Origin of the sequence: Streptomyces sp. UNOB3_S3 (assembly GCF_020740895.1) — a bacterium.
Taxonomy (GTDB): Bacteria; Actinomycetota; Actinomycetes; order Streptomycetales; family Streptomycetaceae; genus Streptomyces.
The window spans coordinates 1-22,731 of the sequence record NZ_JAILXP010000076.1; the positions used below are offsets into that span (position 1 = coordinate 1).

General features: G+C 68.6%; 24 protein-coding genes and 1 pseudogene. 14 read left to right on the forward strand and 11 right to left on the reverse strand.

The window, feature by feature from the left end; all coding sequences use genetic code 11:
- The 3 genes from K6I33_RS11320 to K6I33_RS11330 form a co-directional block, all read left to right on the forward strand.
- On the forward strand, positions 1–209 hold a 209-nt coding region (locus tag K6I33_RS11320), incomplete at its 5' end, for a hypothetical protein (protein ID WP_229350533.1).
- Between the two features lie 924 nt (positions 210–1,133).
- The gene (locus K6I33_RS11325) at positions 1,134–1,373 is read left to right on the forward strand and encodes a hypothetical protein (protein ID WP_229350535.1); all 240 of its coding nucleotides are present in this window, start codon (positions 1,134–1,136) and stop codon (positions 1,371–1,373) included.
- A 148-nt stretch (positions 1,374–1,521) separates the two neighbouring features.
- Positions 1,522–1,689 (forward strand): thiamine pyrophosphate-dependent enzyme, encoded by a 168-nt coding sequence (locus tag K6I33_RS11330; protein ID WP_229350537.1) that lies wholly within the window; start codon positions 1,522–1,524, stop codon positions 1,687–1,689.
- A gap of 162 nt (positions 1,690–1,851) precedes the next feature.
- Here K6I33_RS11330 and K6I33_RS11335 read toward each other — a convergent pair whose 3' ends face one another.
- The 6 genes from K6I33_RS11335 to K6I33_RS11360 all read right to left on the reverse strand — a co-directional run bounded on the left by K6I33_RS11335 (position 1,852) and on the right by K6I33_RS11360 (position 10,113).
- Complete coding sequence (locus K6I33_RS11335; protein ID WP_229350539.1) at positions 1,852–2,811, reverse strand: Glu/Leu/Phe/Val dehydrogenase dimerization domain-containing protein; 960 nt, start codon at positions 2,809–2,811, stop codon at positions 1,852–1,854.
- Between the two features lie 229 nt (positions 2,812–3,040).
- Positions 3,041–3,499, reverse strand: coding sequence for an SET domain-containing protein-lysine N-methyltransferase (locus tag K6I33_RS11340; protein WP_229350540.1), 459 nt, complete (start codon positions 3,497–3,499; stop codon positions 3,041–3,043).
- 552 nt (positions 3,500–4,051) lie between these two features.
- A complete protein-coding gene (locus K6I33_RS11345) occupies positions 4,052–4,483 on the reverse strand; it encodes a DUF3052 domain-containing protein (RefSeq protein WP_229350542.1) in 432 nt (143 codons plus the stop codon).
- Between the two features lie 1,020 nt (positions 4,484–5,503).
- Positions 5,504–6,856: a peptidoglycan DD-metalloendopeptidase family protein gene (locus K6I33_RS11350; RefSeq protein ID WP_229350544.1), complete on the reverse strand. Its 1,353-nt coding sequence runs from the start codon at positions 6,854–6,856 to the stop codon at positions 5,504–5,506.
- Positions 6,857–6,910: 54 nt separating this feature from the next.
- Positions 6,911–8,689 carry a family 43 glycosylhydrolase gene (locus K6I33_RS11355; RefSeq protein ID WP_229350546.1) on the reverse strand — a complete coding sequence of 593 codons (1,779 nt, stop codon included), beginning with the start codon at positions 8,687–8,689 and terminating at the stop codon, positions 6,911–6,913.
- A 71-nt stretch (positions 8,690–8,760) separates the two neighbouring features.
- The gene (locus tag K6I33_RS11360; protein WP_229350549.1) at positions 8,761–10,113 is read right to left on the reverse strand and encodes a peptidoglycan DD-metalloendopeptidase family protein; all 1,353 of its coding nucleotides are present in this window, start codon (positions 10,111–10,113) and stop codon (positions 8,761–8,763) included.
- Positions 10,114–11,192: 1,079 nt separating this feature from the next.
- On the opposite strand from K6I33_RS11360, the gene K6I33_RS11370 reads away from it, so the two are divergent.
- On the forward strand, positions 11,193–11,462 hold the full coding sequence (locus K6I33_RS11370) for a hypothetical protein (protein WP_229350550.1): 270 nt from the start codon (positions 11,193–11,195) through the stop codon (positions 11,460–11,462).
- Positions 11,463–11,480: 18 nt separating this feature from the next.
- On the opposite strand, the gene K6I33_RS11375 is transcribed toward K6I33_RS11370, so the two are convergent.
- From K6I33_RS11375 to K6I33_RS11385, 3 genes are all read right to left on the reverse strand, one after another.
- Positions 11,481–12,551 (reverse strand): UbiA family prenyltransferase, encoded by a 1,071-nt coding sequence (locus tag K6I33_RS11375; RefSeq protein ID WP_229350552.1) that lies wholly within the window; start codon positions 12,549–12,551, stop codon positions 11,481–11,483.
- Between the two features lie 12 nt (positions 12,552–12,563).
- On the reverse strand, positions 12,564–12,770 hold the full coding sequence (locus K6I33_RS11380) for a hypothetical protein (RefSeq protein WP_229350554.1): 207 nt from the start codon (positions 12,768–12,770) through the stop codon (positions 12,564–12,566).
- A 222-nt stretch (positions 12,771–12,992) separates the two neighbouring features.
- Positions 12,993–13,466: an ATP-binding protein gene (locus tag K6I33_RS11385; protein ID WP_229350556.1), complete on the reverse strand. Its 474-nt coding sequence runs from the start codon at positions 13,464–13,466 to the stop codon at positions 12,993–12,995.
- An 80-nt stretch (positions 13,467–13,546) separates the two neighbouring features.
- Here K6I33_RS11385 and K6I33_RS11390 point away from each other — a divergent pair, with 80 nt between their 5' ends.
- Both K6I33_RS11390 and K6I33_RS11395 read left to right on the forward strand, forming a co-directional pair.
- Positions 13,547–13,804, forward strand: a complete 258-nt coding sequence (locus K6I33_RS11390) for a hypothetical protein (RefSeq protein WP_229350558.1) — start codon at positions 13,547–13,549, stop codon at positions 13,802–13,804.
- A 175-nt stretch (positions 13,805–13,979) separates the two neighbouring features.
- The gene (locus K6I33_RS11395; RefSeq protein ID WP_229350559.1) at positions 13,980–15,515 is read left to right on the forward strand and encodes an alpha/beta fold hydrolase; all 1,536 of its coding nucleotides are present in this window, start codon (positions 13,980–13,982) and stop codon (positions 15,513–15,515) included.
- A 548-nt stretch (positions 15,516–16,063) separates the two neighbouring features.
- On the opposite strand, the gene K6I33_RS11400 is transcribed toward K6I33_RS11395, so the two are convergent.
- Positions 16,064–16,366 carry a hypothetical protein gene (locus tag K6I33_RS11400; RefSeq protein WP_229350561.1) on the reverse strand — a complete coding sequence of 101 codons (303 nt, stop codon included), beginning with the start codon at positions 16,364–16,366 and terminating at the stop codon, positions 16,064–16,066.
- 230 nt (positions 16,367–16,596) lie between these two features.
- Here K6I33_RS11400 and K6I33_RS11405 point away from each other — a divergent pair, with 230 nt between their 5' ends.
- From K6I33_RS11405 to K6I33_RS36580, 3 genes are all read left to right on the forward strand, one after another.
- Entirely contained in the window at positions 16,597–16,932 is a 336-nt protein-coding gene (locus tag K6I33_RS11405) for a GPP34 family phosphoprotein (protein ID WP_229350563.1), read from the forward strand.
- Between the two features lie 295 nt (positions 16,933–17,227).
- Positions 17,228–18,010, forward strand: a complete 783-nt coding sequence (locus K6I33_RS11410; RefSeq protein WP_229350565.1) for a hypothetical protein — start codon at positions 17,228–17,230, stop codon at positions 18,008–18,010.
- Positions 18,011–18,203: 193 nt separating this feature from the next.
- Positions 18,204–18,812 (forward strand): DUF6417 family protein, encoded by a 609-nt coding sequence (locus K6I33_RS36580; RefSeq protein ID WP_374284077.1) that lies wholly within the window; start codon positions 18,204–18,206, stop codon positions 18,810–18,812.
- Positions 18,813–18,823: 11 nt separating this feature from the next.
- Here the strand turns inward: K6I33_RS36580 and K6I33_RS11415 are convergent, their stop codons facing one another.
- The gene (locus tag K6I33_RS11415) at positions 18,824–19,291 is read right to left on the reverse strand and encodes a Pycsar system effector family protein (protein WP_229350567.1); all 468 of its coding nucleotides are present in this window, start codon (positions 19,289–19,291) and stop codon (positions 18,824–18,826) included.
- A gap of 340 nt (positions 19,292–19,631) precedes the next feature.
- On the opposite strand from K6I33_RS11415, the gene K6I33_RS11420 reads away from it, so the two are divergent.
- The 5 genes and pseudogenes from K6I33_RS11420 to K6I33_RS11440 form a co-directional block, all read left to right on the forward strand.
- Positions 19,632–20,579, forward strand: coding sequence for a hypothetical protein (locus K6I33_RS11420; protein ID WP_229350569.1), 948 nt, complete (start codon positions 19,632–19,634; stop codon positions 20,577–20,579).
- Between the two features lie 162 nt (positions 20,580–20,741).
- A complete protein-coding gene (locus K6I33_RS11425) occupies positions 20,742–21,101 on the forward strand; it encodes a hypothetical protein (RefSeq protein WP_229350571.1) in 360 nt (119 codons plus the stop codon).
- 189 nt (positions 21,102–21,290) lie between these two features.
- On the forward strand, positions 21,291–21,689 hold the full coding sequence (locus tag K6I33_RS11430; RefSeq protein WP_229350572.1) for a hypothetical protein: 399 nt from the start codon (positions 21,291–21,293) through the stop codon (positions 21,687–21,689).
- Positions 21,690–21,863: 174 nt separating this feature from the next.
- Positions 21,864–22,283 carry a peptidase inhibitor family I36 protein gene (locus K6I33_RS11435; protein WP_229350574.1) on the forward strand — a complete coding sequence of 140 codons (420 nt, stop codon included), beginning with the start codon at positions 21,864–21,866 and terminating at the stop codon, positions 22,281–22,283.
- A pseudogene (locus tag K6I33_RS11440) lies at positions 22,280–22,731 on the forward strand (hypothetical protein); the annotation flags it as partial. The gene K6I33_RS11435 and the pseudogene K6I33_RS11440, both read left to right, overlap by 4 nt.

The window sequence follows — 22,731 nt, forward strand, 5'->3', positions numbered from 1 at the left end:
GGACGGGGGGGGGAGGGGGGACACAACCAGTCGGCCGGGCCGACTCCGCCTACGCGGGCAAGCTCGTGACCTGGGCAAACCCGGACCCCGCCTGCGGGCGGCGCCCGACGCCGCCACCCCGCACCGTCGCCCACGTCCTCGCCTCACACGCCCACATCCTCACCGTCAACCTCGTCCCCTTCGGCCAGGAACCCGTCACCGGCAGCTGACCGCGCATTTGGGGCTTCGCGATCACCCCATGGCCCCTTGGGGCTCACCTCGGCGACAACCCCAGGACGGCGCGCGCCTGAAAGTCCCGGACACCCCCCAAGAACGGTCCCTGCCCTTGGCGGGCAGGGACCGGGTGGAGCATCACGTTTCTGCTGCACGCCCGTATGACGACGCCCCCACGGGCGCTGTATGGGGACTGGCCAGGGCTTCGGATCACCGCGCAGCCGACTGGCTCCGCAGGGCTCAACGGACCCGGCCCTCGCCACTCACTGTCCAGGGCGTGCTCGGCTGGGGTGGTCAGCCGTTCGGCGACGCCGTGCGCATCGTCGAACGGCTCGGCTCGGCTCGGCTCGTCGCGCCCGGCGATACGGGCCGTCCTGGACCCGGGGGAGGGGCACGTACGTGGCCGTCAGCCGTGTCAGGAAAAGAAGGAGGTTGCAGATAGTGAAGGAGCTCCTCTCCGCCTGGTCTTGGCTATTCGAGCGCAGTATCGTCTTTCGATAATTCGAGGGGCTCCAGCGAAGCGTTTGGGGCGCTCTCGCAAGGGAAAAGAAGCGACCAGGGTGGTTCGCGGTGAGGTCGTGATACTGCGATATCGCCGGCCAGAGATTATTGACGGGTCGAGAGGAGTGCGTGATGGCGCAGGTTTTCTGTGCCCCGACAGTCGAGATTGCGATGACCGGGGGGCATGCGGCCGTGATCACCTGGTGGCCTGGCGTTGCGAAGCCAGGGACATGGCAGGACGTCTCCGGCTGTCCTCCCTCCGGTTCCAACGGACGGCTCAGGAAGACGGTCCTGGAGCAGTACGAGAGCGGTGGTGGCGCCGTTCTCCAGGTGGAGTGGGACTACAGCGGTACGGACAACGTCAGCTTCCGTCCCGTGTTCCTTGTTGTCGCACCATGAAGCAAGAAAGAGGGGGCCGCATGAAAGTCCATGCACTCTTCGACGCCGATGGAAAAATCATCACGCTGGTGGAATCCACGGCTGATGAAACGGGACCCCAGGTGCGGCCATTGGCCAAAGAGGGGCAGTCGGTAGCCGAACTCGAAGTTCCTACTGATTACTCCGACTCGACGCTCTTGGAACTCCTCACGCTGCTGCGCGTCGAGGTCCGGTCCGGAACTCCCCGGCTCGTAGGGGAGCAGTCAGGCACCAGTTACTGACTTTCGGGTGTGGTGTCGACCGACAACCCCGCGCACGCCTTCGCCGCCCCGGTCGGCGACAGCCACCTGCTGCGCGACCTGTGCCGAGCACCAGCCCGGTGTTCGAGGAGGCGCCCTCCTACCGGTCGGAGGTCGCGCCCACTTCCCGATGGAAGCCGGCCAGTACTACAACACCTTCAGCGGGGGCCTGGGATGGGCCCTGCCGGCGGCCGTCGGCGCGGCGATGGCCGACCCCACCCACCGCACCCTGTGCCTCATCGGCGACGGCTCCCTCATGTACTCCGTCCAGGCCCTGCGCGGCACCGGCCCCTTGTGACACGCCCCCGCCCCCGGCCGCCAGCCGCGCCCCGGGCAGCACCTTCGGCACCTTCGGCCCGAAGGCTGCTTACGGGTGATCGAGTGGCTCCTGCCCGACCGGACTTGCCTCACGTGCCTGACGAAAGAACACAGCGACTACCTGCGGCTTTGCTCCAGAGCCCTAGACAGCCTGTGCCGGGGGCGGGATCCGGTTCGTCATGAGCGCGAGGTTGCGCCGGGCCATGGCCGTCGCGCCCTCGCGTGGGCCTTGCCCGTTGCGGTCGGCTGTCGTCAGCATCTGTGCGCACAGCTCGCGCATCGTTGTGCGGATGCGGTGGAAGGCCGCGTGCGGGGTCGGCTCGATGTCGCCGAACAGGGTCCACCACCAGCTGTTCGCCGCGCTGTTGGCCACGAAGTCCGGGACGACCAGCACCCCGCGCTCGCGCAGCGCCTGTTCGGCCGCGGGCACGAGCGAGGCGTTGGCCGCCTCGACCAGGTACCGGGCGCGTACGCGGTGGGCGCTGGTGGCGTCGATCGCGTACGACACGGCCGCGGTGACCAGCACGTCGCAGTCGGTGTCCAGCCATCCTCCGCGGGGCAGGGCACGGTCGTGCGGTCCCAGTTGGTTCCGGTCCACTCTGCCGTCCTCGCCCCGGTGCCGCAGCGTGGCGAGGACGCTCTCGCAGACCCCGTAGCCGCCCACGAGGTCGCCCAGGCCCACGCCGTCCACGTGTGCGGCGAACGCCCGCATAAGCCGGGCGAGCCCGGCCTCGGCCCCGTCGAGGACGTGCGGGAGGGCGGCGTCGATGGAGGACCGCAGTCCCAGGGCGCGTACGGCCCGGTCGATGTCCGCCTGCCTCAGCCCGAAGCCCGAGGTCCTCGCCTGCCGCCCATACGTGCGTGAGCAGCGGGCGCATGGCCTGGAGGTAGCGCTCGAGCACGCCCCGGGCCTGAGGGTGGCGGGGGTCGTAGGCGATGCCGCCCTTGGCGCCGCCGAACGGTTGGTAGACATCCCCGGCCGGTGCGCCAGCGCCTCCTTGAGCGTCATCAGCCGTGCCAGATCGGCGACGTCGGACTCCGTGCAGCCCGGGTGCATGCGTACACCGCCGCTGGCGACGCCGCGCAGGAGCGTGTCGATCACGAGGAAGCCGCGTGCCCGTGACGGGGTCACCCCATGTGATCCGCAGGCGCGGCTCCAGCTCGTGCACGTGTTCCTCCTCAGCATCCGCAGGACGCTCAGGCGCTGTCATCACCGGCCCTGGTCACCTCCGGTGGGCCCGTGCCTCCTCGGCGTGGCGGACGGCACGGTCCCCTGCACGGGGCCGACGGCGATGCGCCGGCGGGTTCCCTGTCTGCCCAGCCTGCGCCGGTCATCCGGTCATGGCTCCGCTGATCCCGCTCAGGGCCACGATGTGGTCGCTGAGGACGTGCCGGCGCAGGATCTCCGCGGGCGTATGCCGCGCGCCGGACACCGTCCCGATGCAGGTGTCCGTGCCGCACAGGCACGCGAAGGGGCCCATCATCTCCCACTCGGTCGCGGGGTAGAAGAGCGTGAGCTCCTCTCCGGCTCCGATCGCGCACAGCGCGGCGAGCCGCGTCCGGCGGGTGTCGACATAGGCGTTGGGAGCACAGGAGTGGTTCAGGTAGCGCACCCGTGGGACATCGATGTGCCGGCCGCCACCCATGTCGATGGTGTGGACCGACGCCTCACCCATCACAGTGCACGCACCCAGGTCGCAGACCGTCTCGCCCTGGGCCAGGGCCCGGGCGGCCACCACTCCGGCCCCGGCTCGGCGGTCGTGCACGACGCGCAGCACATCGGTACTCACGATGAGAGCCCTCTCGCAGACACGGTTCCGTGCCGGGCAGATCGCCTCCACCCACGGGCCGGTGAACCGCCCGCCGCGCGTCGGCCCCTTCACCCTCCCCATCCCCTCCCTGCCGCATGCGCCGACGCCGAAACGCAGCGGAACGTGACCAGAATGGATGGCCGATGCGTACACCACGCGGGGCTGTCTCCCCTGCTGGCGCGGCCGGGCGTGTTCAGGCTTGCGGTGGCCCGGCGGGGCGTTGTTCGTGGTGAAGGTGGTGGCTGGTGGCGTTCTGGGCGAGGGCGAAGCCCAGGATGAAGACTTTCTGCCGCTCAAGGCCGTAGGAGACCATGCGGCGGTTCCCCCTCCAGCGTCTGAACACTGCGACCGGAAATCCACCGCACATTGCCCTGAAGCAGAGGCAAACGCTCAGTTAGCGTCACTGAGCCGTCGACCAGGCGAGCGCGGTGGAGTCGCTGGCCGGGCAGACCTCCGTCGCGGCGTGTGCGCTCGCCGATGCCGCCGGCCCGGAAGGCTGGTAGACGAGCGCAAGGGACTGGCCTCGGGGTGCTATCGCTTCTTCGCTGCACCCTTGGGAGTGATGAGGCGCGCGCCGTTCCAGTTCTTGCCGGCGTTGATGGACTTCGTCTGAGACAGGCCGGCAGTCGTGGATGCCTCCCCGATCTCGCTGGGCTCGACGTAGCCGTCCGCTCCGGCCTTCGGGGTGAGCAGGAGGATCGAGCCGCCCTCTTCCATGTATGCGATTGCATCGACCAATGCGTCGGTGAGGTCACCGTCGTCTTCGCGGAACCATAGGATCACCGCGTCGGCGACATCGTCGTACTCCTCGTCGACCAGCTCCGTACCGGTCGCCCGTTCGATCGCCTCGCGGAGTTCTTGGTCGACATCATCGTCGTACCCGAGCTCCTGGACGACCATGTCGGGCTGGAATCCGAGCCTGACCGCCAAATTCGTCTCTGCGCGATCTGCTGTCGCACTCATGGGTGACCCCTCTACTCTTCGGAGCGAGCACCCCCGAAGGGCTCGCACCTGTATCCAATCAGATGCATACAGTTACCGTTCGGTAGTTGGGGTCTGGCGACCAATGGCGCGGACCGTAGGGCGCGACGACAAGGGCCTGGAAGCGGCTGGGCGTGTCGGCGACGCCACTTTTCCCAGGGGAAGCCCCCGCGGGAGCAGCTACGGCCGATAGAGGTCATAGCCCTCGCGCGCGCATCGGTCGGGCTGTCGCCCCAAGACCGGGCGGGGGATGCTGTCTGGCCTCGTCGTCGGGAGCAGGCGCGCCGGCGCTCGTTCAGCTCCTCGTTGCAGCCCTGTCGGTATCCGGGGGCTGGGATGCCATTGGGCGGTCTGGCTTTGGGTGTGTTTCTGGCCGATGTGCTGATGCCCTGGTTGCCGCCGCACGCCACGGACAGCTTCACCCGCGCAGAGTCGCCAATCGGATAAGGAGGGTGGGGCATGGCGGATTCGGTGGTGTTCGGGCAGCGGCGTCTCGGGGTGGAGTTCCATCAGATGTCTCGCACGAACAATGGCCGGACCTGGGCGGCGCGTCAGTGTCGTGTCCGGTACACGTTGGAGGTGGCGGAGCGTGGTCTGCGGGTCATCGCCGCCCTTGAGGCACCCCAGTACTCCGACAGCGGCTCGTGGTATCTCGCGCGGGAGGGGGCGATCAGTGGCAGCTACCGGCTGACCGGCCCGAGCGCTGGATCGCCTGGCGGCAGGCCAAGCTCGCCGCCGGCGCCGTCCCGGACGGGCCCGCCTACTCCCCGTGGATCAGTGGGGCCACCTCGGCGCCCACATCACCGGGTACTCCGACCGCCGGAGCCTGGTCACCACCGGCCGCAGGAAGGGCAGGCGCCCCGAGAGACTCCGCCAGGCCTTCGGACCCTTGAGGGCGAGCCGAAGAGCTGACGGAAGCGGTGATCGACGGCGTAGAAGAGCGGACCACCGAAACCCTCGTGCCAGAGGAGAGCTCCGGTGGTCCGCTTGGAGTGACGTCAGTTACCGGCCCGCGATGGAGTACGCGGGTCCGCCGACCTTGTGCCACACCGTCCCGCTGCCGGTCCACCGGAACACCGCGTCGCTGTTGGGCGACAGGCCGTACAGCGCGTCTCCGGCGACGGCGAAGTCCCGTCCTGCGCCACCGACTTTGCTCCAGTTGTTGGGCCCGTTCATTTTGTACAGGTCCCCGTTGCCGGGGTTGGCGGCGAACAGGCCGGCTCCACCGCCATAGAGGGTTCCGGCAGCGCCGCCGACTTTGTTCCACGCGGTGCCGTTGCCGGTCCACTGGAAGACGGCGCTCTTGTCGGGGCTGAGTCCGAACAGGCTGTTGTCGGTGACGGCGAACTGTGCCCCAGTACCACCGATTTTGCTCCAGTTGTTGGGCCCGTTGAACTTGTAGAGGTCCCCGTTGCTCGGGTTCGTGGCGAACAACCCTGCGCCACCGCCGTAGAGGGTTCCGGCGGCCCCACCGACCTTGTTCCATGTGGTGCCGTTGCCGGTCCATTGGAAGACGGCGCTGCCGTCGGGTGAGAGCCCGAACAGGCTGTTGCCGGTGATGGCGAATATCTTGCCTGCGCCACCGATCTTGCTCCAGTTGTTGGGCCCGTTCATCTTGTACAGGTCCCCGTTGTCGGGGTTGGTGGCAAATACACCGGCACCGCCCGCGTACAGCCTGCCCGCCGGTCCACCGACCTTGATCCAGTTGCTGCCGTTGCCGGTCCATTGGAAGACGGCGGAACGGTCCGGGGACTGGGCGAACAGGCTACTGCCGGTTGACACGCCACAGTTGCCGCTGGTCTCAAAGTGCTGGTTGTATTCCCAGGTGACGGGAACGAGGTGCCCGTCGATGGTGGCCTGCACGACGGAGCCGTTGAGTTTCTGCTCGTAGTGCAAGTGCGCCCCGGTGGTCCAGCTTCCGGTGTTGCCGACGGCGCCGATCTGCCGGCCCTGCTCCACGTCGTCGCCGACGGCGACGTCGCGCCGGTCCAGGTGCAGGTACCGGGTCTGCCAGCCGCCGCCGTGGTCGATCACGATGAAGTTTCCGGCTTGACTGTCGAACTGTGAGGTGACGACGCGTCCGCCTGCCGAGGCCAGGGCGGGTGTGCCCTGGGTGGTTCCACCGGCGGAGACCATGTCGACCATGTACTGGCTGGCGTGTCCATCGTGCGTGGACGTCGTCCACCGTTGCCCGCAGGGAATGGGCAGCTGGAACGAGGGGGTGGCGAGCTTGGTGTTCGCCGCCGGGGCTGCCGCGGTGGTCGCGGCCGCCGCCGGGGCGGCGGGCAGGAGGGCTGTGGCCGGTGCGAGCAGCAGTGCTGCCGCCGCCAGGAAGCCGGCCCATGTGATTCTCATGCATCTCCTTGGGACGGGGGTGCGATATGGGAGGGGGAAGTGTGGGGGCGATCGCTATTCGGTGACGATGCTCGCGGCGGGTCCGCCGACCTTGGTCCATTGGAAGGTTGCCGACCCGGACCATTGGAAGATGCCGCTCATGTCAGGGCTCAACCCGTAGAGCCGATCACCAGTGACCGCGAAGGCCTTCCCGGGACCACCGGCCTTGGACCAGTTGTCCGGTACGCCGCTGAACCTGTAGAGGTCGCCGTTGCCGGGGTTGGTGGCGAACAACCCGGCGCCACCCCCGTAGAGGGTTCCGGCCGGTCCGCCGACCTTGGTCCAGGTCGTGCCCGACCCGGTCCATTTGAAGATCGCACCACCGTTGGGCGACAGGCCGTACAGTGCCTCGTTGGTGACCGCGAAGGTCTTTCCGGGTCCGCCGACCTTGGTCCAGTTGTCCGGGGTGCCGTTGTATTTGAAGATGTCGCCGGTGGTGGGGTTGGTGGCGAACAGGCCGGCTCCGCCTGCGTACAGCGTGGCGGCCGGTCCGCCGACCCTCGTCCAGGTGGCCCCTGATCCGGTCCACCGGAAGACGGCTTTCTTGTCCGGGCTGAGCCCGTACAGCGCGCCGCCGGTGACGACGAACTGGGCCCCTGGTCCGCCGACCTTGGTCCAGTTGTCCGGGGTGCCGTTGTACTTGTAGATGTCGCCGGTGCTCGGATTGGTGGCGAACAGGCCCCCGTCGCCGCCGATCAGTGTGCCTGCCGGTCCGCCGATCCTCGTCCAGGAGTTTCCGGCCGTCCGCTGGTGGACGGCGCTCTTGTCAGGGCTCAGCGCGTACAGATGGTGGGGGGTGTAGGGCGACGCCCGCCAGGTGAGCGGTGCCAGGTCCACTCCGCCCGTGCCCCAGCCCGCGCTGCTGAGCCATTGACTCCCGTCGCGGTCGGTGACGACTTCGGCGGCGTGGGCCGGCAGGCGGCCCACCTGGCCGGTGGCCATGAAGTGCAGCGGATCGGAACTGGCGTACACCTCGGCCCCGACGTAGTCGGCCGGCGCGGAGCCTCCGATGAACAGGTACCAGAGGCCGTTGCGCTGTGTCACGTACGGGGATTCGGTCCAGCCGTCGCCGGGCGCGGTGAACGCGGTCTTGCGGGGACTCCAGGTGATCAGGTCCGGGCTCGTCCGGTACGCGACGATGTTGCGTCCCCCGGTGGCCGTCTCGGTGGCGGTGTAGTACATGACCCACTGGGATCCGACCCGGGCGACCATCGGGTCGCGTGCTTCGAGTCCGTCACGGAACAGTGGCCCTCCGGGCCGCCGTTCCCAGTGGGTCAAGTCGGTGGAGGTGGCCAGGTTGATCTGACTCCTGGACGGGTCGCCGATGGTCTGCCCGCCCGCGTAGAACATGTAGTACGTGGAGCCGGAGCGGATGACGTGCGGTGCCCACAGGTGCGACTCTCCGTAGGAGGGGTCGACCGTCAGGGCCATGGGTTGCTTGGTCCATGGCCCGCGCAGGCTGGGTGCCGTGGCGTGCGCGAACGAGTCCTCGTTCTCCGGGTCGGCCGGTTCGGTGTGGGTGATGCCGAACAGGTGCCAGGTCCCGGTGGCCTCGTCACGGATGAAGGTGTGGTCGTTGATGTACCAGGGCTGTGATTCCCCGGTGCCGGGGTTGTAGACCCGGACGAAGTCTCCGGTGGCCACTGAGTCGGTGGTCACCGAGTCGGCGTTCGCGGAGTCGGCGTTCGCGGAGGCGGTGAAGGGCGGTCGGGCAGGTGCCGGGGCGGCGACGGCGGGGACTATCCCGAGTGAGACCGCGACGAAGGCAGCAGCCAGGGTGATGCGTGAGAACACGTGGCTCCAGAAGAAGGAGCGGACGGGCCCGGCCCAGGCGGCCTGGGCCCGTCCGCTGGTGACGTCGCCGGCTACCGGCCCGCGATGAAGGAGGCGGGACCACCGACCTTGTTCCAGGTCGTGCCGTTGCCGCTCCACTTGAAGACCGCGTCGCTATTGGGCGACAGGCCGTACAACGCGTCTCCGGCGACGGCGAACTGGTGGCCTGCGCCGCCGACCTTGCTCCAGTTGTTGGGGCCGTTCATCTTGTAGAGGTCGCCGTTGGTGGGGTTGGTGGCGAAGAGGCCCGCTCCGCCTGCGTACAGCGTCCCCGCTGCCCCGCCGACCTTGTTCCATGTGGTGCCGTTGCCGGTCCATTGGAAGACGGCGTTGCCGTCGGGTGAGAGTCCGAAGAGGCTGTTGCCGGTGATGGCGAAGGTCTTTCCGGGCCCACCGATTTTGCTCCAGTTGTTGGGCCCGTTGAACTTGTAGAGGTCCCCGTTGTTCGGGTTCGTGGCGAACAACCCTGCGCCACCGCCGTAGAGGGTTCCGGCTGCTCCGCCGACTTTGTTCCATGTGGTGCCGTTGCCGGTCCATTGGAAGACGGCGTTGCCGTCGGGTGAGAGTCCGAAGAGGCTGTTGCCGGTGATGGCGAAGGTCTTTCCGGGCCCGCCGACCTTGCTCCAGTTGTTGGGGCCGTTCATCTTGTACAGGTCGCCGTTGGTGGGGTTGGTGGCGAACAGGCCTGCCCCGCCCGCGTACAGTGTTCCGGCCGCCCCGCCGACCTTGTTCCACGCGGTGCCGTTGCCGGACCACTGGAACACACCGGAACGGTCCGGAGACTGGGCGAACAGGCTGCTTCCAGTGGACACACCACAGTTCGTGCTGGTCATGGTGATCGGGTTGTCGGGGTCCATGACCAACGGCCCCCGCCCCTGAAGGACGGGATTGACGATGTGCTGGTTGTCGGCGTCCTGGTCGCTGTCGGGGTTGTAGAGCTGCTCGTAGTGCAGGTGCGGCTTGCCTTCCGATCCGACATCCCCCATGTAGCCGACCACGTCGCCGCGCTTGACCCACGTGCCGGCCTTCGCGACGCCCGTCATGTGCATGTACGTGGTGAACCATCCACCGCCGTGCCGGATCTCCAGCCCGCCCGGCGAGAAGTTCTCGTGCACGTAGCCGTCGGCCGAGGCCAGGACGGGGCTTCCCTCTCGCATGCCCTGCCGGTACATGTCGATCTTTTTGTCGTCGGGGTTATGGCCCCGGTAGGTCTTCAGCTCGATCACGCTGTCACAGGGGAAGGGAAGCTGGAAGTCCGGCCGGTCGGCCGCCGCCTTCGCTTGTGGAGCCGGGACGGAGGCCGAGGCCGAGGCGGGCGTGGGCGTGAACGGTGCGAGCAGCAGCGCCGCCGCCGCTGCCAGGAGGCCGACCCGTGTGATTCTCATGTAGCTCCTTGGAATGGGATGGATCCTAAAAGGCCGTGATGAACGGACTGAAAAGGGATGGAGGCGTGGATCGGATCGCAGGAACAGCGTGGGCGGCGAGGCGGAGAAGCAGAAGTTCCTGCTGGGAACGGCGCCTGCGTGAACTCGCCCGTCCCGACGTCCTCATCCTGGACGACTCGGCCATGCGCGAGCTCACCCCGCCCCAGGCCGAGGACCTCTACGAGCGACCTCTACGAGCTGATCACCGAACGCGCCGGGCGCTCGCTGACCCTGACCCCCAACGGGGCGCCGCAAGACCGGTATCCGCCAGCTGTCGGCCGAACCAGCGACCCAGAGCAGCCACCGGGGACACCGGGAAGAAGGCCGGGTAGTCATCAACACATGCCCACACCCGGAGAATTACTTGCTCACAGAACTGGGGAATCGACCGACGGTCGACAGTCTCGATGTTCAGCGTCTCGATATCCTGGTGACCTCCAATTGCGCGGACGGACAGAGCACCTTCAACAGGCGCAGAACGCTCACCCTTGTAGGTCGCTGAAAACGTTCCCAAGGGCCGGCCAACGCAGCACGGGGTCATCCCATATCGCCGTCCTGGTGCCGACCCGCACTCTGGCAGCGCGGACTGAAATTCCAGTGAAGTCGGGGCCCGGCCAGTCGGCGCCGGCGTTGATGAGGCGGGGACGGGCGGCGAGTGCTGCGCGGAGGTGCTGTACGGGCACGGTGGCCGACAGGGCGGCGACCCGGGGGAGGAGGCGCAGATGACGGCGGCGTCGCTGTGCTCGCCGATGACGTGGCCCTGGACGTAGTCGACGGGCACGTGGAGGTGGTCGGCACCGGGCACCAGGACGAGGTCTGGTGGCATCGCCCAGAAGGCGGCCGACGCCACCACCGGCTGGGGCCCATTCTTCATCGTCTCGGCACGCAACGCTGGCGTCATCGGCAGCGTCTTCTGGCGCGCGGGCAACACCGGCTACCACGCGGTTGAGTCCTCGGCGTACACCTTCCCGACCACGCCGCAGCCGCAGCCGCAGCAGCTGTCGGGGACGATCGTTGAGACACCGGCCGTCATCCTTGCCGTGGACGGACGCCTGGAAGTCTTCGTCGTCGCCACCGACCGCAGCCTGTGGGTGACCGAGCAGCAGAAGCACAACGAGGACGTCTTCACCCAGGTGCAGCAGCTCGACGGCTACGTTTCCGGCCATCCGGCACCGGCGAATTACGTCGGCAACCGCATCCTGGTCCCGCACCGCGGCCGCCACAACGACTGGTGGGGCTTCCAGCAGCGATCGTGGCCTTCCATTTCAGCAAGCCGCTGGACTGATATGTGTCCGGTCGTCATCAGATAGGAACGACGCAGGGAGCCGTCAGACTCTTGTCGCATGGCGGCCGGTCCGCGACGGGCCGTGTTCGCCGGGCGAGGCGGTCGTCTCCTCCCGCAGGGAGGCGATGGTGAGGCCGGTTGTCGGGCCGTGCCGCACCATGCCGGCGGCCTGAGCGAGCGTGAGCGCCAGCAGCGCGCCCGTCACTGTCGACTGCGCGAGTGGCTCCCATCCGGCCTGGTCCGTTGCCAAGTGCGCGAGCTGCAGGATCAGCATCCCCCGGCCGATGGCTGCCGCGCCGGTGATGAGCGCCTCCTCCCGCCGGTGCCCGACCTCGCCCGCCAGGATGCGAAGGATCACCAGCGCGAGGGCGAGGCAGAGGAGGTAGGAGCATACGAGCGCCGGTGTGCGCCGAGGCGTCGCGGCCAGGATGACGCAGGTGCCGATGATCCAGCCGCAGGCACTGAAGAGGCAGGTCGCGCGTCGTCCGTGCCGGACCAGGAACGTCCGCTTGCCGAAGAGGGCGTCGCCACGCACATCACGGAAGTCCTTGAGCAGGATCCGGCCGATGAAACCCGTGTAGAGCCCGAGGAGCATCAGCAGATCGCGCGGGTGGACGGCGGAACGGGCCGCGGTGAGGGCGAGCAGGTAGGGCAGTGCGACGTAGCAGGCCGGCAGTGCCAGGGCCGCCACGGCTCCCCGGTCGGCGAGGCGGATCGGGCGCAGCGAGTACCCGGCGCTCACCGCGAGAGCGGCGAGCATCAACAGTCCGGGGCGCGGTCCGAGCACGAACGCCGAGCCGAGTGCGACGGCGGCGGACACCACGGCCGTGACGACGAGTTCCCGGCTGCCGGCGGTGGCGGTGATCAGCGGTCGGTTCCGGTCGCCGGGAAGGTTGACTTGGTCGATGACCCGGTCGGACAGGTCGTTGACACAGACCGAGCAGAGCAGGAAGGCCATGACCGGGATGAGGCACTCTGCCAGTAGCGGGCGGTCCTCCGCGTGTCCGGCCTGGGCGAGGCCGAGCGCGACGTAGAGGGCGAAGAGCACGGCCACGGCGGGGCGGCTGAGCGCGATCAGCACGCGGATGCGGTCGGTTATCTGTCGATCAAGCATCTGCGACCGCCCTCACTTGTTCGGGAACAACTGGATCGAGCCGGTCGAGAGCAGCACGATCACTCCGAGGACACCCAGGCCGCTGAGTATCAGGACGGCCGCGAGCACGCAGCCGAAAGCGATGCCGATCTTCGCCAGGAGCGACCGCTCCCCGGTCGCGGGGACATGTGACGTGGGCGGATGCGACGGGAGAGGCGGCGGCGACGACGGATCCTGCACGAGCTTTCCCCTTTCCATGGGGACTTGACGGGCCGTCGGCCAGTGTCCACTCGACGTCGTCTCAGCACCTGAGTATTCGTACTCAGGTGCCACGCCGCACGACGTGCAAGGCTCGCCGGTTCGAGGCCACCCCGCCGGACATGCGTGGGCCCGCCGCATCGATGTGGGCCGGCGATGGCCGCGACCGGTACCCGCGCTGGGGTCGTGTCGATGTGCCCGGCCTCACCGAGGGCCCGCCTGTGCCTCGTGGGGTGGTTCGGGCCGTGTGGGCAGTCGGGTGCGGAAGGTGGTCGCTGCCGGGGTGTCGAGGACGGTGAGGGTGCCTTTGTGGATGGCCACGATGTCGCGGGCGATGGGGAGGTCGAGGCCGGTGCCGCCGTCGTCGCGGCTGCGGGCGTCGTCGAGGCGGGTGGACCGTTCGGAGATGCTCTCGCGGTCGGCGGGCTCGATCGGCGGGCCATCATTGGTCGTGCCCAGGACGGCGTGGCCGGAGGCCTGGTCGGTGGTGAGGCGGACGGTGATGTGCTCGTGGGCGTGGCGCCGGGCGTTGTCGAGCAGGTTTGTCAGCAGCCGTCGCAGCCACAGGGGGTTGCCGGGGACGGTGACCGCTGTCGGAGCGTGGATGGTGACGGGGACACTCGCCGTGGAGACGGTCGTGGGTGGCCGCCGGGAGGCGTTCTGCTGGTGCGCGGTCATAACCACCTTCGCGCTCGGTACGCCGCTCGGAGACCTGACCGCGGCCACCCTGGGCTGGGGGCTACCTGCCCTCCGGACTGTTGTTCGCCGCCCTGATCGCCCTGCCCGCTTTCGCCCACCGCCTCCTCGGCCTGTCCCCGGTCCTGACGTTCTGGTGGGCCTGCGTACTCACACGGCCGCTCGGCGCGTGCTGCGCCGGCTGGGCCGATGTCAGACACGAGCGAGGTGGCCTGGACCTGGGCACCGGATCGGTCAGCCCCGCCCTCACGGTGGCCATCGCGGCGAGCGTGGCACGGCTGAGCACCGGCCGACGACACGCCCCACAAGCATCGACCTGATGTTCCCCGGCACTCCCCGTCGTCGCGGGCGTCGGGGCATGTGGCGCCTGACAGCGACGATCGCGCGTGTGGGATCACCCCTGTCGCCGGTCGTGCTTCCGCACGCCGGGGGCGCGTCCGGCCCGCCGGGAATGCGCCCCGGCGGACCGGGCCCGTACGCACTACCGTCGGCGGCATGACACGTCACTTGCGTGGCCGCGTGCGTGGCCGGGCAGTTGCCGCCGCGCTCGCCACCGTCCTCGCCCTGATCGCCGCGCTGGGAACGGCCGATGCCGCCCCGGCCGCACCACAGCTGACGTGGGGAAGCTGCGTGCGCGGCCCCGACGACAGCGCGGGCAAGGAACTGGAGGCGGCGGGTGCCCGGTGCGCGCGACTGGACGTCCCACTGGACCACACGCGACCCGGCGGCCGGACCGTGACTGTCGCCCTTGCCCGGATCCCGGCGGCGGACGCGGCCCATCGCATCGGCACCTTGGTGGTCAACGAGGGTGGCCCCGGGGATCCGGTCATCGACTTCCTCCCCGCCCGTCGCACGGCGTTGGGTACCACCGGCGCCCGATTCGACCTGGTGGGTGTCGATCCGCGGTTCACCGGCAGGAGCACCCCGCTGGACTGCGGCTGGGACACCGGCAGTTACTTCCGGTCGGCGGGCCATGACCGGGCCGGCTTCCGACGCACGGCCGCCTTCGAACAGGACCTCGCGCGACGCTGCCGCACCCGCGCTGACGCACGGGACCTGTTGCCCTACGCGTCGACCCGAAACGTGGCCCGCGACATGGACCTGGTCCGCGCGGCCCTGGGCGAACAACGACTTTCGTACCTGGGGATCTCCTACGGGACGTACCTGGGCGAGGTGTACACGGCGATGTTCCCCGGCCGCACCGACCGGATGGTCCTGGACGGCGTGCACGAACCGGGCCACCTTGCCCCCTGGCCCGAGTACGGCACCGAGAGCGCCAACGAGGCGGCACTGCGCCACTGGGCCACCTGGGCCGCCGCCCGCAACGGCACATACGGGCTCGGAACGAGCGCCGACGCCGTACTCACCACCGTCGACCGGATCGCCGCGGCGGCCGCCCACCGGCCGCTGCGCGTCGGCGACTACCTGCTGGACGAACACGTGGTGCCCGTGCTCTTCTACGGGGTGCTCGGCGCCGACACCGAGGCGACCGACGCACAGATCGCGGTGATGACCGGCACCCTTAAGACAGCCGCCACGACGGGACAGGCCGAACCCGACCCCGGACTCGCCGAGTTGCTGCCGTCCCTGCTGTCCGCCCAGGACTCGGCGTACGCGAGCGCGCAGACGGCGTTCCTGTGCGCCGACACACCCGGACCGCACGACGCGGAAGTGTTCTGGCACGCGGTGCAACACTCACGGCAGCGACACCCTCTGTTCGGCCCGCTGCTCAACAACACCACCCCGTGCGCCTTCTGGGCCCCACCACGCGAGCGGCCCACCACCGTCGGCGGCGACACCGCCGCACTGATGCTCAACGCCACCGGCGACCCACGAGTGCCGTACGACGAGGCTCAGGCCATGCACACGCGATGGCCCTTGTCCCGGCTGATCACGGTGACGGACTCGTTCCGCCACGCGGTCTACGGCACCGATTACGGCAACGCCTGCGTGAACGACGCTGTCAACACCTACCTGGCGAGCGGCAACCTCCCACAGGCCGACCTGAAATGCGCCGCCACCCGTCCCTAACGCGTGGGCTCCAAACCCATCACCTCGCCGGACGTCGCCCGCCCCAGCATCGCCGGCGGAACCGAAGTCACACGGTAGCCGTCGACCGGCGTCCGCTCAGCGGGTCGCCGCACTACGCCGAGTTCAGCGAAGTCGCCTCCACACCACGGCGATCAGCGGCTTCGCCGGACCACCGCGCGGGTCTGCACGGTCAACGGTGGATCTTCGAACAGGAAGCAACACCTGATGACAGGCGTGGTTACGCCGAGCACTCCCGCCTCTCGGCAACATGGCTTTGCTCACGAGTCGTGGTTTTGACGTCACCAGGGCACTTGCCACGGAAGCATCCAGGTGCGCTTGGTGAAAGGCCCTGGCTATGTCGCAGATGCCGAGGTCGAGCTGTGCGCCGCGATCCGGCGCGACCAACGCAACGACATGACGATGCGGGAGATCGAACGCAGGCAGAACATTTCGTGGCGGACCTGCCAAGACTGACTGGCGCCGCGCACACCGCCCCCCGGCCGGGGGACGGGAAGGAACAGGGGCCGTGCTTCCGGTCCCCTGCCTTCTCAAGCTCCGTCCCATATCCCCAGACGCTTGAGACGGCGCTGCCGCAGCCGCTCCGAGAAGGCCGTGAGGCCGAAGACGATCCCCATGGCCAGCCCCGCGAACAAGGCGAACAGGGGATCGTCGGGTTCCTCCTCACGCGACAGCATCAAGAAGAAGAGCGTGAAGGGGACGGCCATGCAGAGACCGGTGACGACCGGGTGCCGAGCCACCCGCTTCTGGATCCGGGTCGGACGCCGCTGTCCACCCCGGTCCCGGTCCCAAGCCCAGAACGCATCAACGAGAGACCGCCGCCAGTTCGCCATGGCAGAAGGATATGGCGGCGGTTCGGCTGCCCCTGGCCGAGGGCCCACGGCCGAGCAGATGACCTCCATCCCGGTGGCTAAAGCGTGCTGCAGAAGGCTGCGATCAGGCAGCTGAATGGCGCTGCTCGACGCCTGGCTGCGCGGCCGTGAAAAGCGCCGGGTGACGGAGTGGCTGAAGAAGGACCGGGGCAAGGCCGCAAACGCGGCTGTGGAAGGCTTGTGCGCGCAGCGTGCTTATCGAGCAGCAACACCGGGTCCTCGGCCTGTTCGCCACGCGCCGCTACCCCGAGGCCAACGGTGCGCCCGAGAAGGAGCTGCGTCAGCGGCTCCAGGCCGTCGTCCTGGGCGGCGTCGCCCCGGACGAGCGCACGGCGGGTCTCATCGCCCTGATCCACGCTGCCAAGCTGCACCGCTTGGCGTTCCCCGGTGTCCCGCGTAAGCAGGTGGCCGACCGGATGGCGGAGGTCGCGTCCGGCCAGTGGGCCGCCGAGAGCGTTCGCACTGCGATCCGTGACATGCAGGCGGCCATGGCTGCGGTTGTCGTTGCCGCCAATGTCACGGCCTGAGCCTGGGCCTGGGCCTGGGCCTGGGGCGCCGGGCGATACTCGCCGTACTGTGACTGCTGCCAAGGTCGCTCGCGCGCCGCTGTCGTGTCGACCTCCACGACCTCGGACGCTCTGCGCCGTGGAGCCGCCCGGCGCGTTCCGCGCGAAGGCAGGCTCGTAGCTTCCGCCCGGCGTTGTTACTTCGTATCGGAGGTGTATCGGGCAGGTAACCGGGTGAGTGCTGTCCCGGGGCCGGCTCGTACGGGTCGTTGATGGCTTCGGGCGGACCGGAGCGTATGACCCTGGGGGAGTAGCCGTGATCCGTAAGCGCACCGTAGTGATCGTCTCCATCGTCACGAGTGGAGCGTTTCTGCTCTCTGCCTGTGGCGGAGACGGAAAGGACAGCTCCGCGCCCGCTTCTCCGGCGGCCTCCGCCGCGTCGGGCCTGGACAGCCTGAGCCTTCTTGGCGGCACCGCGAAGGCGAACAACGCCGCGTCCGGGACGGGGGACTGGGCGAACGAGCCCGGGAAGCCGGCCGTGAAGCCGGAGGCGCGGCGGTGGGTGCAGTTGTCCGCGTCGAAGGCGGGGGCGCTGAGCCCGGTCGTGGTCAATGGCGCCGGGTTCACCCTCTATCGGTTCGACAAGGACAGCGCGAGTCCGTCGAAGTCCACGTGCAACGGCGAGTGCGCGTCCACCTGGCCCCCGGTCGTCGTCGCACCGGGCGGCAAGATATTCCTCGACGGCGTCGACAGGTCGAAGGCCGGCACCGTCAAGCGGGACGACGGCACCCTCCAGGTCACGGTCGGGGGCTGGCCCGTCTACCGCTTCAGCAAGGACACCAAGCCCGGTGAAACCAAGGGCCAGGGAGTCGGGGGCACCTGGTTCGGGGTGACGCCCGACGGCAAGAAAGCGGGCAGTGGCGTCGGCGACAACACCGGTGGCAGCCCGCAGCCCAAGCCCGCCACCAGCGTCGTCCTTTTTGACGACCGGAACTTCGGTGACCCCTCCCAGGGTCTGGCCGGCAAGGGGTGCCAGAACGTGGCCCGGGACAACGTCGCCACGTCCTGCCCGTTGATCAGCGGGCGGATTTCACCGTGAAGGTCGGGACGAACGCTGTCTTCGGGCCCCCGTCGGTGCAGAGCGAAAGTATGTGTCTCGCGTTGCATCGGACGATTATCCGCTGGACCGCTCCGTAACCGAACATCCTTTTCCAGCGGCCGAGCCGGCCGCGTACCAACACGACGGGGTGAAGTCCCACACCGCCTGCCCAGCCGCTGCACCGCGCGGCATGATGCCTGCGAACCACAGGAAAACTGGAGGGACTTGTGGGCTCACTGAAAAACTCGGAGTACAGCGACCTCACGACCCTGCGCGACAGCCAGGACAAGAGCCCTCACGGGTGGGCCACCGACACCTGCGGCCTCGCCACGAGAACCGTGGACCGGCTCCACGCGACGGGCCTGTGCGAGCTGACCGACGACGACACCCTCAGCACACTGCCCGGCCCCCCGAAGTGGGCAGCCCGGCTCACGGCGGAAGGCCACGACACGCTCATCTACGTCCCGCAACGTCGCGCAACCACCCGCCCTCCGCACCCGACGACCGCCCATCCCGAAGACGCGCGCGAGGTCACGCTCCTGCCCCAGGCCATGGACGCGGTACGGCTCTGTCTGAGCCTCACCGGCGGTCTTCGCCGGCCCCCCCCGCGCCGGGCCTGGAAGAGGCCGTCCGTACGGCGCGGCGGGAGGAGAAGAGAAGTGCCTGGCACCTGTACGTCACGCGGGCCCAGGCGGAGTCCATCGCCTACGCCCTGTGGCTGGAGGCCCGCGCACACACGATCAGGTCGGCCCACCGCTTCGCCCGTGAGTACGACACGATGTACAAGCCGTCCCATCCGTAGGGCTCGAACAGTCAGCTGGCGGAGAGGGCGTTCGCGGCGAGCAGGAGGAGCCCGGCGAGCCCGGTGGCGATGCCCGCGGCCTGGATGTGCCGGAACTTGATCACGGCCATCCGGGACTGGGTCCTGACCTGCTGTGGCCGGAGGTCTTCCCCCACGGCCTCCTGGATTACCTCCGGCGTCAGTTCCGCCCAGTGTGGGAACGAAGAGGCGCCGTCGTCCTTGAGTCGTGGTAGGAACGCGAGCACGGTGAACACGATCGCCATAGCGATACACCCGGCCGCGACGCCGGCCGCGCCCCTGGCGACGGCGGGGCCTTCGGACAGGGCGTCACGGACCATGGCGGCCAGGCCGTCCTCCGCGGCGAATAACGCGCCGACCTTCACGTCGGTCTTCTCGAGTGCCACGGTGACGGACTTCAGCGCCCGGTCGAGGCCGAGACCACTATCGGTCGATGGCTCGGGCGCACGTGTGCCGGCCATGATTCTCTTTGTCGATGGGCATGGCAAATGAGCCCGAGCAGGTGCTGCTCGGGCTCGCTTCGATGGGCTGGTCACGCCAGAGGGCTCGGTTTCATGGCCGCGTTGCCTGCTGGCGAAGGGCGCGCGTTGTCCGTCGCGGCCTGGAGGCGGCCGGCTGAGACACGCCCCAGCGGAAGCTCCGTAAGGGTGGCGCCGTCCACTCGGCAGCGTGTCGGTGCAGGGGGCCTGGCCGTTGGCCATGAACGCTGGTGCACATCCATGGAGCGCATACGAGAGTGTGGTAGCGGATCGGGTTGACCGAGGCAGTGGCAAGGCAACCGTGTAGTCGACAGGTGGTGTGATGCGCCGGAAGACGTGGCTGTGGGTGCTGTCTTTGGCGACGTCATCGGCTGTCTCGCCGCTGTTGGCCGTGCCCCTGGCGGCTGGGGGATACCTGCTCTTCCAGACCAACTCCGCCGGCTTCGACACCTCTGTCGAATCCGCTGTTGAATATCGTGTCTGGAGCGTCTGGGTCGGGATCGCCTTCGCGATCTGGTCTGCCATCGGGGTAGGCATGTTGGGCACAGTGTGGCAGCTTCGTGGCCTGTTCACCCCGAATCCGCCGGCGATCCCGGTGCGAGGACTGTTCGGGATCTACCTGGTCTACGCCGCGGTGATCGCCATCCCCTTCTACGTGAGCGGAGTCCCTCCGGCGCTGAACGACGATTTCAGAGTGCGAGTCTTGGTGGTCGTCGCCGTTGGGCTCGTCGCCGCAGCGCCGGCCGTCATCACGATCTGGCTTGTGGCTGACCGACTGGGTCAGCTACGAAAGCTCCTCCGAAGGGCCGACACGATTGGCTCGCCGGGCGATCGGATCGATGAGCTGCGTAGGCTCCGGCAACACTCGCTGGTCGCGTTGGCCGCACTGAGCGGCGCCCTGTCCGTGGCGGTGCTCACGATCGGCGGAGTGCGTGTTCTGGCTGCGATCGTGTCCGAAGAAAGTACCGAGGAGACATTCCCGCTGCCGATCATGCTGCTCGTAGGCTTGTTTCTCACTATCGCCTTCGCCTTGGTGTACGTGCCTATGCTCCTGTCCTGGCTCGGCTGCGCACGCCAGCTGGTTGATGCCGTCTATGCGACACCAACAACAGGCATGCCGGATGAGGACTGGATCCAGGAACGGGCGCGGCTGAAGGGGTTCCTCGGGCTCGACATTGGACTCATGAAGCGGCTGTCGAACGCGTTTCTCGTTCTGGCCCCATTTGCGGTCAGCGTTTTTACCGAACTCGTCAAGCAAATTAGCGGCTGAGGGGAGATCGCCTTCCCCTGACGTCACCTCTCCATCGAGAGCATGGACAGCCTCTATCCAGACAACACCACCTGCCTGCCCGGTACCGCCGAATGATCAGCTACACCACACCAAGGGACATGACCTTCCAGCGGTCTCGCTGTCCCCGTTTATGCGGTTAGCGTGGACGTGCAACTCGTCGACCGCGATGAACTGGGGCCCACGACCATAAAAGGGCTGCAAGGCGCTGGCTCACAGAACAGCGGAGGAGCCGGCCTGCTGGCCGAGCTGGTCAAGGCGGGATTCGCCCCCGCGATCCCCATGAGCCTGCGCGAGGCCACTTGGGGTGACCTCGTACGGTGGACCGAGGAAGCGGCCCTGCGAGGGGACCGCGTACCGGAGCGACGCCTCCACCTGCCGGCCGAAGCCCAGGAACAGCTCCACGAGCTCGTGCCGGAGAACCGAGGCGGAGCCGCGCCACTGTTCGAGGGCGCGCGCTGGTCGAGCCACGTACGGAAGGCGACCCCCGGCCCCGAGGCGTAGGTCCGGGCTGACCGCCGGGATAGGAGTCGACTGCCCGGTTCCTACCTCGCCCTCGCCCCACAGCTGTGTCGGTGGTGGACGGTAGGTTGGAGATCTCGCGGAACCCGAGCGACGGAGGGGACATGAACGAGGACCGCCTGCCCCACTGATCACGAACTGGCCGGGTGGCTGGCCGACACCAGCACCCCCTTGGCGCACCGGACGCTCTGGCGCCTCCTGGCCGAATCAGACGTCCGGATCGGCGAACTCCTCAACCTGAACGTCCGCGACCTGGCCCTGGACGACCAGGTGATCCACATCGCGGAGTCGAAGGAAGGGCCCAAGGAGGTCGGCATCACGGAGCGGGCAGCCGTGGACCTCCGGCAGCTCGTCGGCGAGCGACGGGAAGGCCCGGTGTTCCTCGGCCTGACCGGCTCCCGGCTGACCAGCTCCCGGGCAGCCGAGACCTTCTGGACCGTGACCGGCAAGTCCATGCACGTCCTGCGATACGGACGCCAGGACCGGCAGCGCCCGACCGGCCGGGCACATGCCGCGCATTCCCCACCAAACCCTCGCGCACGCGAGCTGACCGACACCCCCTGGCTATGAGGGAGGCCCCTCGCCATCACAGGCGGGGCCTTCGCTGCGACCGTGAGGCCCGTGCTCATGGCTTCGAGCTGCGAGTTTCAGTGAGGGCCGAAGACGCTGTCTTTCACCCCGCCGGCCCCGCCAGGATGGCGCCCGAAACGCTTCCTACACACAGACGGATAGGAGAGCTTTCGCATGAGACTCAGACGTCTGGCCGTGGCCGGGGCGATCACCATCGCCACCGCTGGTTCGGGCCTTCTGACCACCACACCGGCCTCCGCGTCGGCGGAGAGGCTCGCGGAGAGCTGCGCGAACGGCTATGCGTGCCTGTTCTACTTCAACAATTACACCGGTGCGATCTACAAGCAGTGGAGCAGCGACCCCAACTACGGGAACAGCGTCTTCGTAGCCAGCAGCGCCACAAATGGTGATAGCGGGGTTGGCCGGCTCGTACGGAACAATGTGCGCTCAGTCGACAACTGGGACCTCAACAACGCCTTCACGATCTACGCCGGCAAGAACTACCAGGGTGCGGAGCAGCGCATCGCGGCCGGTGGAGAGGCGAACCTCATCACTGCGGTGGCAGACAAGAACGAGTCCGGCCGGTTCGGTTGACCGCGCTGCTGACCCGCACGGCGCGCCCCGCCTGTCGCAACGGGCGGGGCGCCCGCACGGCCGCCGCCGTGGCTGTCCTGCTGGCCGTCACCGGCTGCTCCTCGCACTCGGACGAGCCGCAACGGTCCGCGTCCGCCCCCGTACCGGATGTCTCCGCCATCCCCCAGCTCGCGACGGCCGCCGACTCCTCCCTCCCCATCGACCCCTATCTCCTCACCGATGACCAGGCCGACCGCCTCGACGCGGCACAGCGCGTCCTCGTGGAACGCTGCATGCGCCGCTTCGAGATCACCTATCAACCACCCGCCCCTTCCGCTCCCTTCCGGCCGAAGACCCGTACGCAGTACCGCTACGGCATCACCGATCCCGCTGCCGCCGCCCGCTATGGCTTCGCGCCGCCCGGCAGCCCGCCCACCCCGCCCCCGCCGCCCGCGCCGCCGCCCTCCCT